The following is a 12,130-nucleotide window of genomic DNA, read 5'->3' on the forward strand; positions in this document are numbered from 1 at the left end:
GGCCGGCGGGCTGTGCCGGGGGGCCCGGGGCGCACCGGGGGCACTGAGACAATGGGGTCGTGACCCCCGTCGATCGTTCCCTCAGCCCTGACGACCCTGCGTCGGTGGACCCGACGGCTCGCTCCGGCGATCCGGTCGCGCCCGCGACACCGCGTCGTCGGTCGCGTCGAGTCGTGCGTCAGGGGACCGAGCAGTCGGGAGTCGCGGGCCTGGGGTCCGACGACGACGCCGCGGCCTGGGGTGACGTCCGTCCGGGGACGTCGACCGACAGCCACGACGCCGAGCTCCTGCGCGACGTGCCACCGCACTGGTCCTGAGGGACCGGAGGGTCTGAGGAGCCGGCCCTGGGAGACGGTGGGCTGGGGGCCTCGCCCCGCTCCCTGTGGCTGGAGCAGACGTCGACGGCCGCCCGGGACGAGGTGCGTTCCAGGAGACCGCCGACGATCGTCGGCGATCACCGGAACGACACCCGGCCCCCAGGGGGCGGACGACGGGGCCGGGACGCCGCGGGGGACCGGGCGGGCGGGAACGCCCCCGGTCCCCGGGTCGTGAAGCGGTCAGCGGCCGCCCGGACCGGCGGAGTCCACAGCACGCGCGTTCTGCGCGGCGAGCAGGTCGCGGATCTCCTGGAGCACCAGGACGTCCTCCGCAGGAGCCGCGGGGGCGGCCTCCTCACCCTTCTTGCGCCGGGCCGCGAGGTGGTTCATCGGCATGACGATGACGAAGTAGAGCGCTGCGGCCACGCACAGGAACTTGAAGAGCGCGTCGAGGATGAGGCCGAAGCTGAACGCCGCGCCGTTGATGGTGAAGTTCCACACCCCTGTGAGGTCCGGCTCGCCGAAGATCGCCGCGACGAGAGGGCTGATCAGGCCGTTGACGATCGAGGTCACGACGAGCGTGAACGCACCGCCGATGACGACACCGACCGCCAGGTCGATCGCGTTGCCGCGGAGCACGAAGTCCTTGAAGCCGTCGAACACGTTCTTCATACGAGGTTCCTTTCGAGAGGGGCGCGGAGCGAGGTCCGGACGCGATCCTTCCATGCTCACGGCACCAGGACCACGGACAGGCCACCCCACTCGCCGACGCCGGCGAGCGCCGCAGCCTCCTCCGGGAGCACGGCGACGAGCGTGACGCCGCCCTCCTGGCCGCTGCCGCCGAGCAGGCCACCGGACGAGACCGGCGACCGGGGCCCTGCCACGACGAGGGCGCGCCGTGCGAGGTGGCTGCCCGCCCCGGTGGCGCCGGTGCTGCCCGTCGCCGCGAGCAGGTCGACGCGGTCGCCGGGGTGCAGGAGCGCGGCCACGTCGGGGTCGGAGAGCCGCACGGGCGCCACGACGGTCCCGGCGGGAGCCATGGCCGCGAGGTCGCCTGCGGCGACGAGGGAGGGGGAGATCGTCTGCCCGGGCGGCAGGGCGACCGACGTGGTCCGCCCGACGGCGTCGCTCGTCCTGGTCAGCGAGGTCTCCGGGGCGAGCGCGGTCGCGACGGGCACGACCGTGACGTCCCCCTCGCCCAGGACGGTTCCGGCCTCGACCGCACGTGCCGTCACGACCACGGGGCGCGTGTCGGGTGGTGGTGGGCTCAGGCGGCCGACCACGACGGAGGCGACCAGGCCGCAGCCCAGCGCGAGCAGCACGAGGCGTGAGCGCCACGCGAGGGCGCGCAGGCGCCGTCGGGCCGTGGACGCACGGCGACCCGGCGCGCGAGCGGCGGTCGATGCAGGGGGAACCATGAGGCGACGCTAGGCGTCGCGCACGCAGGGCCCGCAGCGGGACCGGGTGTCCAGTGCACAGGGCACCTCTGGTGCCTACCTGTGCACGGCTCGGAGCAGCGTCAGCTCGCCGAAGGCGTCGAGGAGCCCGACGAGCTCGAGGACGTCCCGCTGCTCGAGGAGCCGGACGAGGAGCCGCCCGACGAGCTGCTCGACGAGTCGGCGGACTTCGCGGGCGCCGCAGGCGTCGTGGAGCCCGTGCTCGACGACTTCGAGGAACGCGAGTCGGTGCGGTAGAAGCCCGATCCCTTGAAGGTCACCCCGACCGAGGAGAAGACCTTGCGCAGACGACCGCCGCACTCGGGGCACACGGTGAGCGCGTCGTCGGTGAACGCCTGGTGGATGTCGAAGGCGTGGCCGCAGGCAGTGCACGTGTACGCGTAGGTGGGCACGGTCTCTCCTCAGAGGTCGCGGGGTGGGTGCGGTCGTCACGGGCCGGGCGCGAGCCTGGTCCGCGGCGTCCGGCGTGCGCGTCGGGTCGACGGCAGGACACAGCCGGACTGGCACTCGGGTCTTCTGAGTGCTAATCATACGCCCGGCCCGCCCGGGGTAGTCTCGCACCGTGTCTGCTGATGTCCCCGCCGGAGTCCACGGCGACCCCCCGCCGCCCGTCCCTGCTGCCCGACGGGGAGGTTCGCGCGCCCGCCGGGGCGTGATCGCGATCGCTGCGCTCGTGGTCGTGCTGATGGTCGCCGTGTCGGTGTTCGCCGTCGTCACCGTCCGCCGGCCGCTCCCGCAGACCGACGGGACCCTCACCCTGACGGGCCTCGACGCCGAGGTCAGCGTGCTGCGCGACGCGCAGGGCGTCCCGCAGATCTACGCCGACACGCCCGAGGACCTCTTCCGCGCCCAGGGGTACGTCCAGGCGCAGGACCGCTTCTTCGAGATGGACTACCGCCGGCACGTGACCGCGGGCCGCCTCGCCGAGCTCGTCGGCGACAGCAAGGTCGCGATCGACGCGGACAAGGTCACCCGCACCTTCGGCTGGCGCCTGGTCGCCGAGGAGGAGTGGAAGATCCTCGCCCCCGAGACGAAGGCCTACCTCCAGGCGTACGCGGACGGCGTCAACGCCTACATCGAGGACCGCGACCCGAGCGAGATCGCGCTCGAGTACACCGTGCTCGGCACGAGCGTCTCGGTGCCGGACCCCGAGCCCTGGGACCCGATCGACTCCCTCGCCTGGCTCAAGGCCATGGCCTGGGACCTGCGCGGCAACTACGACGACGAGCTCGAGCGCGCGATCGCGTACGGCGGGTTCGCGGGCGCCCCGAGCGGAGCCCAGGACCCCGCCCGGGTCGCCCAGGACGTGGCCCGCGTGGGCACGCTCTTCCCCGCGTACGCCGCCCAGACGAACCTCCCGATCCTCGACCCCTCCGAGGTGCCCACCACGAGTGAGCCCGTCCAGGTCGAGGGCGCCGAGCAGACGGCGTACGCGCCGACCCTCGCGGGCAGCGAGCTCCAGTCCGCCGTCGCGGCGGCGGACGCAGCACTCGCCGCCGTGCCCGTGCTCGTCGGCCGCGGCGAGGGCACCGGCTCCAACTCGTGGGTCGTCTCGGGCGAGCACACGACGAGCGGCAAGCCGCTGCTGGCCAACGACCCGCACCTGTCCCTCCAGGCCCCCGGCGTGTGGGCCCAGGTCGGCCTCCACTGCAACGAGGTCAGCGCCGCGTGCGGGTTCGACGTCTCGGGGTTCTCGTTCGCCGGCTTCCCGGGCGTGATCATCGGGCACAACGCCGACCTGGCCTGGGGCCTGACCAACATGGGAGCGGACGTCACCGACTTCTTCATCGAGCGCGTGCGCGACGACACGTACCTGCGGGGCGACGACTGGGAGCCCCTCGAGACCCGCACGGAGACCATCAAGGTCAACGGCGGCGACGACGTCGAGCTGAAGATCAGCTCGACGCTCCACGGCCCGATCGTCTCGACCGTGCTCCCCATGGACAGGGTCGCGGAGTCCCCGACCGAGGGCACCCCTCTTGGGGACTACGAGGTCTCGCTCCGGTGGACCGCGCTCGACCCCGGGCACACCGCGGACGCGGTCTTCGCGTTCAACCTCGCGGCGAACGCCGAGGACATGAAGGCCGCTGCGGCCCTGTTCGAGGTCCCGGCGCAGAACATCGTCTTCGCGACCACGGACGGGCACATCGGCTACCAGGCGCCGGGCCGGATCCCCGTGCGGGCGAGCGTCGAGGGCCCCGTGCCGTCCGACGGCACGTGGCCGCGACCCGGCTGGGACGAGCGCTACGACTGGACCGGCTACGTGCCGGCCGCGCAGATGCCGGGCGTGGTCGACCCCGAGGAGGGGTTCGTCGTCGCCGCGAACCAGGCCGTCCTGCCGGCCGGGACGACCCCGTTCCTCACGACGGACTGGGACTACGGCTACCGCTCGCAGCGCATCCGCACCCTCCTGCAGGAGGAGATCGACTCGGGCCGCAAGGTCGACGTCGCGACGATGAACGAGATCCAGAACGACGACTGGAGCCCGTACGCCGCTGCCCTCGTGCCGCTGCTCCTCGAGCAGGACATCGAGAACAGCAAGGGCGTGCGCAACGACTTCGCGGCCGAGGGGCAGGACCTCCTCGCCGACTGGGACCAGCACATGGACAAGGACTCGGCCGCGGCCGCGTACTTCGCCGCGGTGTGGCGCAACCTGCTCGAGATCACGTTCTGGGACGACCTGCCGGAGAGCATCCGTCCCGCGGGCGGCAGCCGCTGGCTGGCCGTCGTGCAGAACATGCTGGCCGACGAGACCAACGCGTTCTGGGACGACCGCCAGACCGTGAGCGTCGTCGAGACCCGTGACGAGGTCCTCAACCGGGCGATCACCTCGGCCCGGCTCGACCTGACGACCGAGCTGTCGAAGAAGACGACCGACTGGGAGTGGGGCAAGCTCCACACGCTCTCGCTCGGCCACCTGGTGCTCGACAACGAGGCCGTCCCGGGCTTCGTCCGGGCCTACGTGAACCCCCGCAAGGTGGCCATGCCGGGCGGCTCGTCGATCGTCAACGCGACGTCGTGGGACGCAGCCTCGGGCAGCTTCGAGGTCACCTCGGGCCCGTCGATGCGCATGGTCGTCGACCTCGACGACCTGGACGCGTCGACCTGGGTCACGGTCACGGGCGCCTCGGGGCACCCGGCGTCGAAGCACTACGAGGACCAGCTCGGCACCTGGGCCGCGGGCGAGACGTACCCGTGGCCGTTCACGGCCGACGCCGTGGGTGCAGGCACGAAGGACACGCTGACGCTCGTCCCCTGACGGGAGCGGCGCCGTCGGGCATCTCCTGCCCGACGGCGCCACGCGCCCGCCTGCCCGGCCCACCCTCGCAGGGGGTCGGGAGAGCGACGAAGGGCCCGCCCGGGCGACTGCCCGGGCGGGCCCTTCGTGCGTGTCCGAGGGTGGAGGAGCGGTCAGCCCTGACCGATCCAGCGCCAGCCGAGCGGCGTGGCGACGGCGTCGACGGTGCGGTCGTGCTTCTCGAGGGGCAGCGGACGGTCGGTCGCGTCGTAGACCTCCTCGGGGAAGACGACGGCGATCACCTTGGTGCCGGGGCGCACGTGCTCGAGCGCACGGTCGTACCAGCCGCCGCCCTGCCCGAGGCGGACGCCGTTCGAGTCGACCGCGAGCGCGGGCGCGATGACGACGTCGGCGTCGGCGAGCGCGGGTGCCCCGAGCGTGGGACCGCTCGGCTCGGGTGGTCGGCCCGGGGCGCGGACCTGGAGGTCGTGCGCGCCGTCGAACTCGGCCCAGTCGCGCTGGAGCCCCGCGCCGAGGACGGGCAGGAGCACGCGGACGCCGCGCGCGGAGAGCCGCTCGAGCATCGCGGTGGTGCCGGGCTCGGTGGGGCGCGCCGCGTACGTCGCGACGCACCGGGCGGACAGGACCTCGGGGATGGTCTCGATCACGTCGGCTATCGCCAGTGCCGCTTCGTCGCGGCGGCGCTCCGTGCGGGCGGATCGGGCGGTGCGGATGGCTTTTCGGAGGATCTCCTTCGCGTCCTCGGGTTCGATGCTTCCATGCAGGGGATAGGGCTGAACCGGGCCACTCATGCGCCTATTGTCGCAAAGGTTCGGGCAAGAAGTGTCCGTGGTGTCGTCGTCGGACGGAAAGGACCGGATCGTGGAGCCTGGTGGACGGACCTGGGGGCGCCGCGCCGCCACGGGGGCCGGTTCCGTGCCTGGTACGGGCGTACCTGCTGCTGGTGTCCGTGTGTCAGGTCGTGATACACCCTGTCCACCAGGCGTCGTTTCGGTGACCCTGGTGCTCGAAGGCACGACGTCTCGGGCTCTGCTGCCGGGGACGGACGATCGATGGGCACGGGAACTATGACCAACAAGCTCGCACGGACGTGGAGCATGTCGAAGCCGTGGCCGGTGACGCTCCGCGAGGACGCGACGGACGGCAGCGTGGTGCTGCGACCGTTGCGCCGCAAGGACGGGCACGCGTGGATGACGCTGCGAGCCCGCAACGCGTCGTGGCTCGAGCGGTGGGAGGCGACGTCGCCCCGACCCGGCACGGGCGGTGGCCCACCGACCTTCGGCGAGTACGTGCGGATCCTGTCGGCCCAGGCGCGGGCGGGCACGACCCTGCCGTTCGCGGTCGAGCTGGACGGCGAGCTCGTCGGCCAGCTCACGGTGTCGAGCATCACGTACGGGTCGCTGTGCTCGGCGAGCGTCGGGTACTGGGTCGGGGAGCACGTCGCCGGCCGGGGCGTGATCCCCACCGCGGTCGCCATGTCGGTCGACTACTGCTTCCAGGTCCTGGGCCTGCACCGCATCGAGATCAACATCCGCCCGGAGAACGGTCCGAGCCTGCGGGTCGTCGAGAAGCTGGGCCTGCGGGACGAGGGGGTGCGCGAACGCTACCTCCACATCCAGGGGCAGTGGTGCGACCACCGCACCTTCGCCATCACGACCGAAGAGGTCCCCGACGGGCTGCTGACCCGTTGGCAGGAGCGGCGTCGCGACGCCCCATAGTGCATGGTCCGGTCACGGAAAAGGACCGACACGCCGTGCGGCGTCCGGGAGCCCACCTGGCGGCTCGCCTACGGTCGGCATGTGGAATCGACGACGGGCTCGGCAGGCGTGGCAGTCCTTGCCCTGTTCGTGATCTGGTTCGCCTACTACGTGCCGCACCGCGTCAAGCAGCGTCAGCAGTTCCTGGACTCGCGGGTCGAGGACCGGTTCTCCGGCTCGTTGCGGGTCCTGGGGGTCGCGTCGGGCAAGCGGGAGCGACGTGCGCCCCGCGGTCACCTGGGGGACGCCGAGGGGCGCTCGCTGCTGCTGGGGCCGGCCGTCGTGACGGAGCCCGACGTCGGTATCCTGCTGCGGGTCTCCGACGCAGGGCGGGACGCACCGAGAGAAGTCCAGCAGGTCACGGCCGGTGGCACCGGCCACCGGCCGTCGTCGAAGGAGGGGCCGCAGACCATGGAGAACGACGTCCGCACGGGAGACCCTCGCCCGTCCATCCCGCCCGGGCGCCGCGCAGAGGGAGGGTTCGACGACCCGTTCCCGGCGCGCAGGGCGTCCTCGCCGTCACGCATCGCGCTGCTCGAGCGTCGAGCCAAGGCCGCACGCCGCCGACTGGTGCTGACGATCCTGCTGCTGCTCGCGACCGCGGGCTCATGGGTCGCGGTCGGCTTCGGCCTCGTGTCCTGGTACGCGGCCGCAGGCCCGACGGCGGCGCTCGTCCTGGTCCTCGTCCTGGGACGTCAGGCGGTGCTCGCCGCGCGCCGGGCCGACGCCTCGTGGCTCGCGGACCGTCGCACGGCCGCGCGCGAGGCCGCACGTGCCTCGCGAGGCCCCGTGCAGGGCAGCCCGGTAGCACCCCGCAACGTCCACCCCTCGCGCGTCACGGGGCACGCCGTGCGCCCCTCGCAGACGAACACCCAGATGATCCCGCGCGTCACGCCGGCCGACCTCGAACGAGGCGCTGCGCGCAGCCGCGACCGGCGCCCCGCGACCGGCTCGACCGCGCGCGTCGAACCGGAGCCCGACCTAGTCCGACCCCGGACCGGGGCGAGCGGCGGCGAGCTGTTCGACGACCGGGACCGCGAGGAGCCGGGCGTCGTCGTCGAGGGGGAGGTCGTCGAGGTGGCTGTCGAGACCACGTCCGACGAGACGGCCAGGACCTCGACGGCTCCGTCGCCCGACGGCGCCTGGGAGCCCGTGCCCGTCCCGCGCCCGACGTACACCATGAAGCCCACGGCCTCCGAGACCGGCGTCGCACCGGTCCAGGTGGCCGTCCCCGTCGCGCCGGCTGCCACGCCGCGCCCCGCCACCGAGGCGGCCGTGGGGACGACCGCGTCGCCGGTGGCGTCGGGCGCGCCGGCTGCTCCGGTGCCGACCCGCCCTGCCGCCCCCTCGACGGGCGACGACAAGAAGCCGAAGACCGAGACGCTGGGTCTGGACCTCAACGAGATCCTGGCTCGCAGACGCGTCTCGGGCGGGTGACAGGCTCCGTCCTGGGCCAGGGGCCGCGCCGGTCGGCGCGTGGTCGGGGCCGACCGGGCGCGGATTTTCCGGGGCCGGGGGACGGGTGCTAATGTAGGCATCGCTCTGGGGCTATGGCGCAGTTGGTAGCGCGTCTCGTTCGCAATGAGAAGGTCGGGGGTTCGAATCCCCCTAGCTCCACCAGAGGCAAGGCCCGGAACCGTCAGGTTCCGGGCCTTCGTCGTTCCGTCTGCAGGTGCGGTCAGGGGGCCGAGTGGGGGCCGAACGCTGACTACGCGCTCCGGACCGCACGAGCAGGGCGCACGTCCCGTGCGATCATCCTTCCGTGAACAGACGCCGACGGCCGCGACGGTTCGAGCGCAGGAACGCGTCTGTCGCTGCCCATCGGGCTGCGGGTGAGCGTGCCGTCAGGTGGTCGCGGAACGCCCTGACGGTTCTCGTGCTGGTCTGGGCGTCGTCCGTCGTGGCGACGGGTGTGCTGGCCGCCTCGACCGCGTCGCCCGAGCTGGCTGCCCTCGTCGTGCACGCCCGCCGCAGCGAGGTGATGTCCGAGCTCGTGGTGGCCCGTGACGGTGCGATGCTCCTCGCGGCCTGTCTCCTGGCCGTCCCTGTCCTGCTCGCCGTCGGCGGCGACGTCCTCACCCGTCGTGCGCACCTCGTCGTCCGTCAGGACGTGCGGCAGCTGGTCTCGCCGCTGTCGGTCGCCGCGGTGGTCGTCGCGGTCTTCGTCGCCCCAGCGTTCCTGGGCTCGGTCGCGGCCTCCGCGGCGGGTCCGCAGGGCAGCGGCCTCCTGGAGTGGGTCGGGTTCTGGCCGTATGTCGCGCTGGTCCCGGCGATGGTCGTCTGGTTCCACTCCGAGCAGGCGCCGGACGTGGCGCGGGCGGCGGCCCTCGCACGCCCGGCCCCGTAGCTCTACCCGAACAGGCTTCTCGGAACCGCTACCGTGATCCCGTGATGCTGAGAGTGGCCGCCGTCCAGGCGGAGGCGATCCCGGGGGACGTCGTCGCGAACGTCGAGAAGGCTGCACGCCTCACGGCCGGCGCGGCCGTCGCGGGCGCTCGCCTCGTGGTCCTCCCGGAGGCGTTCGTGACGGGCTACGACGACGCCGTCTTCGCCCGACCGCTGCCGCGGGCCGACGACCTGTCCTGGACGTCGCCGCTGCAGCGCACGGTCGACGCCTCGGGGGCCGTCGTCGTGCTGAACACGGCGCTCGACCACGGGGACCGTCGCGCGCTGACGAACCTGGTGCTCGTCCCGGGGCGTGCTCCATGGGTCGCCTACGACAAGCAGCACCTGCACGCGAGCGAGCGCGGCACCTTCGCCGCGGGGTCCGGAGGTGCGAGCCTGACCGTCGACGGCGTCGAGGTCGCCCTGTCCGTCTGCTACGACGCGAACTTTCCCGAGCACGCCGCCGCGGCCGCGGCAGACGGGGCGAGCGTCTACGTCAACAGCGGCGCGTACTTCCCCGGCGGCGCCCACCGGCGGGACCTCCACTATGCGGCTCGGGCCCTCGACAACGGGATGTACGTCGTCTTCGCCGGCCTCGTCGGGGCCCCGAGCGACTTCATCGGCGGGTCGGCGGTGTTCGACCCGGTCGGGCGTCGTGTCGCGCACGTCGAGTCTCGCGAGGGGCTGGCGATCGCCGACGTCGACCCTGCGGTGCTCGCGGCGGCCCGCGACGCGCAGCGCATGTGGACGGACCGACGCCCGGCGCTGGGCGAGCGGGCCCGCGAGACGGTCCCGCCGGGCTGACCCGCGCACCGGTGGCCGGGTAGCGTCGCCGTCCATGGACACCTCTGCGCCCGTCTTCGTCGCCGGTCCCGCCTCGTGGAACGAGCTCGTCTACCTCGACGCCCTGCCCGAGCCGCGTTCGCAGACGCTGTTCGCCGAGGGCCACCGGGCCACGGTCGGCGGCACGTCCGCGGGCAAGGCCCTCAACCTGCGGGCCCTGGGCCGCGAGGTCGTTCTGCGCACGGTCCTGGGGTCCGACGACGTCGCTCCCCGTGTCGAGGACGTCCTGCGGCGGGCGGGGGTCGCGCTCCTCGTGGAGCCGTCGCCGGACGGCCGGACCGAGCGGCACCTCAACCTCATGGGCGGCGCGGGGGAGCGGTTGTCGATCTACCTCCAGGCGCCCGGCGACGTGGCCCCTGGGCGGACGTGGGACGCCGCCGTCGGGGCCATGACCGTAGCCCCGGCGGTCGTGATCGACCTTGCGCTGCCCGCCCTGCCGCTCCTGCGCGAGGCGCGACGGCTGGGCAGGGACGTGTGGTGCGACGTGCACGACTACGACGGCGAGGCAGAGTTCCACCGCGAGTTCGTGGAGTCGGCGTCGTTCCTCTTCCTCAGCTCGGACCGGCTACCGGGGTACCGGGCCTTCATGGAGGCTCGCGTGGCGGCCGGTGCCCGGCTCGTGGTGTGCACGCACGGCGCACGCGGTGCGAGCGCGCTCACGGCCGAGGGCGAGTGGGTCGAGGTCCCTGCGGTTCCCGTCGAGCGGGTGGTGGACACGAACGGTGCCGGGGACGCGTTCTTCGCGGGCTTCCTGGACGCCCACCTGCGAGGCGCGGGGGTCGACGACGCGCTGGGCGAGGGGGCGCGGCGCGGCGCGCTGTGCGTGCAGAGCCCGCACCTGGCGCCGCTGGGCTGAGCGACGCGGCCCGGCCCGGTGTCGTCCGCCGGGTGCGCGTCACACAGCGGGACGTTGCGAGCCAGAGGAAGGTCAGGCGCCGGAGACGCACTCGATCGGGCGGCCGTTCACGTCGTGGACCCCCGGGCCGAGCTCGGCGCACTCGCCCATGAGCCACACGAGCGTCGCGGCCCAGATCACGATCGCCACGATCACGAGGAACGAGACCACGATCGCGGCCACGGCCCACCAGTTGTTGAGCCGGGCCCGTCGCGACTTCACGAGCCCGACGATCCCGAGGACCAGCCCGACGAGCGACAGGGGGATCGAGAGCACGAGCCCGACGATGCCGAGGGTCTTGCCGGGGTTGTGGACGACGGGCTCGGGGTGGGTCACGGGGGTCCTCGGGGTAGGAACGGTCAGGGACGGCACGGTGGCCGGCTCCAGTATCCCGGACCGTCCGGCGACGTTCGTCCGGGGGCGCCCGCCGGGCGTTCCCCACGAGGCGGGAGACGCCCGTGGGCCCCGACCGGAGAACGGTCGAGGCCCACGGGTCGGTGCGCCGGGGAAGGCGTCACGGGCAGACGACCTGCTGGCCCTCCCAGACCACGGTGTCGCCCGAGCTGACGCCCTTGCAGGCCTCGAGCAGGTCGGTGACCATGGCACCGCCCACGACGAAGGCGAAGATGAGCCAGATGACGAGTCCGACGAACAGCACCGCGCCGACGATGATGCCGGCGAGGGCGATGCCGTTCTTGTAGCCGGCCTTCTTGGACTTGTTCAGCGCGACGATGCTGAGGATCAGACCGATGAGCGACGTGCAGCCGAGGATCGACAGCACGAGGCCCACGATGCCCAGCGTCTTGCCGGGGTCGGTCGTGGGGGCGGGAGCGCCGTACCCCTGGGGAGCGGGTGCCTGGGGTGCGCCGTACTGGGGTGCCTGGGGCGCGCCGGGGGCCGGTGCGCCGTACTGCGGCGCCTGGGGTGCCTGGCCGGCAGCCGGGTCCTGGGGCGCGCCGTAGGGGTCGGGCGTGCTGGACGGGTTCTGCTCGGGGTTGGACATGTCTCTCCTCGTGGTTCGGGCAGGGATCGCGGCCCAGTATGTCGTGCCTCGTGGCCACGGACAACGGTCGCCCGCGACGTGTCGGGAGCGCCGTCGTCGGGCCTGACCCGGGCGGGCCGGATGTGAAGGTCTCGTGGCGTCGGCGATCTCGTCGTGGACAAACCTACGCTTGCGTAGGTTGTGCAGGTACTGTCGGTCACGTTCGCGACGAAAC

At 73.1% G+C, this 12,130-nt stretch carries 13 protein-coding genes, 1 tRNA gene and 1 pseudogene; 9 read left to right on the forward strand and 6 right to left on the reverse strand.

Annotated features, from left to right (window positions below; all coding sequences use genetic code 11):
- Window positions 1-173 precede the first annotated feature (173 nt).
- Window positions 174-317 carry a hypothetical protein gene (locus ACFVQ3_RS17040; protein WP_387641542.1) on the forward strand — a complete coding sequence of 48 codons (144 nt, stop codon included), beginning with the start codon at window positions 174-176 and terminating at the stop codon, window positions 315-317.
- 240 nt (window positions 318-557) lie between these two features.
- Here ACFVQ3_RS17040 and mscL read toward each other — a convergent pair whose 3' ends face one another.
- The gene (mscL, locus tag ACFVQ3_RS17045; RefSeq protein ID WP_387641545.1) at window positions 558-989 is read right to left on the reverse strand and encodes a large conductance mechanosensitive channel protein MscL; all 432 of its coding nucleotides are present in this window, start codon (window positions 987-989) and stop codon (window positions 558-560) included.
- 56 nt (window positions 990-1,045) lie between these two features.
- Window positions 1,046-1,735: an SAF domain-containing protein gene (locus ACFVQ3_RS17050; RefSeq protein WP_387641547.1), complete on the reverse strand. Its 690-nt coding sequence runs from the start codon at window positions 1,733-1,735 to the stop codon at window positions 1,046-1,048.
- Window positions 1,736-1,816: 81 nt separating this feature from the next.
- Between ACFVQ3_RS17050 and ACFVQ3_RS17055 the strand changes: the two genes are divergently transcribed.
- The gene (locus ACFVQ3_RS17055) at window positions 1,817-2,011 is read left to right on the forward strand and encodes a hypothetical protein (RefSeq protein ID WP_387641612.1); all 195 of its coding nucleotides are present in this window, start codon (window positions 1,817-1,819) and stop codon (window positions 2,009-2,011) included.
- Between the two features lie 62 nt (window positions 2,012-2,073).
- Here ACFVQ3_RS17055 and ACFVQ3_RS17060 read toward each other — a convergent pair.
- A pseudogene (locus tag ACFVQ3_RS17060) lies at window positions 2,074-2,166 on the reverse strand (FmdB family zinc ribbon protein); the annotation flags it as partial.
- A gap of 293 nt (window positions 2,167-2,459) precedes the next feature.
- Here ACFVQ3_RS17060 and ACFVQ3_RS17065 point away from each other — a divergent pair.
- On the forward strand, window positions 2,460-5,033 hold the full coding sequence (locus ACFVQ3_RS17065; protein WP_387641604.1) for a penicillin acylase family protein: 2,574 nt from the start codon (window positions 2,460-2,462) through the stop codon (window positions 5,031-5,033).
- Between the two features lie 152 nt (window positions 5,034-5,185).
- On the opposite strand, the gene ACFVQ3_RS17070 is transcribed toward ACFVQ3_RS17065, so the two are convergent.
- Window positions 5,186-5,824 carry a 5-formyltetrahydrofolate cyclo-ligase gene (locus ACFVQ3_RS17070; RefSeq protein WP_387641550.1) on the reverse strand — a complete coding sequence of 213 codons (639 nt, stop codon included), beginning with the start codon at window positions 5,822-5,824 and terminating at the stop codon, window positions 5,186-5,188.
- Between the two features lie 306 nt (window positions 5,825-6,130).
- On the opposite strand from ACFVQ3_RS17070, the gene ACFVQ3_RS17075 reads away from it, so the two are divergent.
- The 6 genes from ACFVQ3_RS17075 to ACFVQ3_RS17100 all read left to right on the forward strand — a co-directional run bounded on the left by ACFVQ3_RS17075 (window position 6,131) and on the right by ACFVQ3_RS17100 (window position 10,874).
- Window positions 6,131-6,751 (forward strand): GNAT family N-acetyltransferase, encoded by a 621-nt coding sequence (locus tag ACFVQ3_RS17075; RefSeq protein WP_387641607.1) that lies wholly within the window; start codon window positions 6,131-6,133, stop codon window positions 6,749-6,751.
- An 81-nt stretch (window positions 6,752-6,832) separates the two neighbouring features.
- Window positions 6,833-8,227, forward strand: a complete 1,395-nt coding sequence (locus ACFVQ3_RS17080) for a hypothetical protein (RefSeq protein WP_387641553.1) — start codon at window positions 6,833-6,835, stop codon at window positions 8,225-8,227.
- A 107-nt stretch (window positions 8,228-8,334) separates the two neighbouring features.
- Window positions 8,335-8,410 (forward strand) — tRNA-Ala (locus ACFVQ3_RS17085).
- 256 nt (window positions 8,411-8,666) lie between these two features.
- Complete coding sequence (locus ACFVQ3_RS17090; protein ID WP_387641555.1) at window positions 8,667-9,137, forward strand: hypothetical protein; 471 nt, start codon at window positions 8,667-8,669, stop codon at window positions 9,135-9,137.
- Between the two features lie 44 nt (window positions 9,138-9,181).
- Entirely contained in the window at window positions 9,182-9,979 is a 798-nt protein-coding gene (locus tag ACFVQ3_RS17095; protein ID WP_387641609.1) for a carbon-nitrogen hydrolase family protein, read from the forward strand.
- A 34-nt stretch (window positions 9,980-10,013) separates the two neighbouring features.
- Window positions 10,014-10,874: a carbohydrate kinase family protein gene (locus ACFVQ3_RS17100; RefSeq protein ID WP_387641557.1), complete on the forward strand. Its 861-nt coding sequence runs from the start codon at window positions 10,014-10,016 to the stop codon at window positions 10,872-10,874.
- A gap of 72 nt (window positions 10,875-10,946) precedes the next feature.
- Here the strand turns inward: ACFVQ3_RS17100 and ACFVQ3_RS17105 are convergent, their stop codons facing one another.
- Window positions 10,947-11,249 (reverse strand): hypothetical protein, encoded by a 303-nt coding sequence (locus ACFVQ3_RS17105; protein WP_387641560.1) that lies wholly within the window; start codon window positions 11,247-11,249, stop codon window positions 10,947-10,949.
- 178 nt (window positions 11,250-11,427) lie between these two features.
- The gene (locus ACFVQ3_RS17110) at window positions 11,428-11,916 is read right to left on the reverse strand and encodes a DUF4190 domain-containing protein (RefSeq protein WP_387641563.1); all 489 of its coding nucleotides are present in this window, start codon (window positions 11,914-11,916) and stop codon (window positions 11,428-11,430) included.
- Window positions 11,917-12,130 lie beyond the last annotated feature (214 nt).

It is taken from the genome of Oerskovia sp. NPDC057915 (assembly GCF_042887685.1).
Lineage (GTDB): Bacteria > Actinomycetota > Actinomycetes > Actinomycetales > Cellulomonadaceae > Oerskovia.